The 1,025-nt window shown below is 69.2% G+C and carries 2 protein-coding genes; one reads left to right on the forward strand and one right to left on the reverse strand.

Annotated elements, in window-relative coordinates; all coding sequences use genetic code 11:
• The coding region (locus HUK84_RS19865) for a TetR/AcrR family transcriptional regulator (protein WP_317135322.1) at positions 1 to 475 on the reverse strand (475 nt) is incomplete at its 3' end.
• A 187-nt stretch (positions 476 to 662) separates the two neighbouring features.
• Here HUK84_RS19865 and HUK84_RS19870 point away from each other — a divergent pair.
• Positions 663 to 1,025 (forward strand): MFS transporter (locus tag HUK84_RS19870; protein WP_176641743.1); only part of this gene is annotated, 363 nt, incomplete at its 3' end.

Here is a 1,025-nt window from a genome sequence, read left to right on the forward strand (position 1 = left end):
GCGCCAGCCCCGGGGGCAACGGCGCATCGGTAAACAGCAGCCGCGTCAGCACCGGCGCAACGACGGCATCGATCACGCGCGCGGCGGACAGGCGGACCGGCGGCCGGGCGGCGGCGAGAATCGCCTCGATAACGGGCTGCACCGTATCCATCAGGCTGCACGCGGCCTGTGTGCCGTCCCAGCCGCGCAGGATGTCGCGCATCATCTCCCGGCCGGGCGTCGAGTCCATCTCCTCCTGATACATCTCCGCCCAGGTCGCCAGGTCGGTACCCAAATGGCCGGTCGGCTGGATCGGGCACTCCGTGCGCAGGGTGCGCTGGGCGACGTCGCTCACCAATGTCGCCAGATCGCCCCAGCGGCGATAGATCGTCGAGGGCGTCACGCCCGCGCGCTGCGCGATCTGCGGCACCGTCAGCGCCTCGCGGCCGCCCTCCGCGATCAACGCGCCGACCGCCGCATGCACGGCCTGCTGCACGCGCAAACTCCGCCCCCCCGGTCGCATCCCTGCTCGCCCCCCGGGTTGCCCCCCTGCTTGCCCCCCCGCTTGCAAGGCCCGTCTCACCGACATGATGCGTACCCCCTAAAGCAAATATATTGCTTTTATGCGGCATACTCCAATATGGACTAACGCACATCCTATGCTTTAACGGGGGAACCCGTCCATGACGAAGCTACCTGCACGACGCCTCCTCTGGACCTATGGCGCGGTCCTGTTCGTCTTTCTCGGCGCCTCGGCCGCGCTGACCCCGCTCTTTCCGCTCTATCAGGCGCAATGGCACGTCCCGGTGCCGATGCTCCAGGCCGCCTTCGCGATCTATGCCCTGACCCTGCTGGGCGCGCTGCTCTGCTTCGGCGCGCTGTCCGACCATATCGGCCGCCGCCGCGTCGCGCTCATGGCGATCGCGATCGAGGCACTGGCCATGCTGCAATTCGCCACCGCCGCGGGGATCGGCGACGTCATCCGGGGCCGCGCCCTGCAGGGGCTGGCCACCGGCATCGCCACCAGCGTGCTCAGCGCGGGCCTT

The sequence above is a fragment of the Nguyenibacter vanlangensis genome (genome assembly GCF_013376155.1).
Taxonomy (GTDB): Bacteria; Pseudomonadota; Alphaproteobacteria; order Acetobacterales; family Acetobacteraceae; genus Gluconacetobacter; species Gluconacetobacter vanlangensis.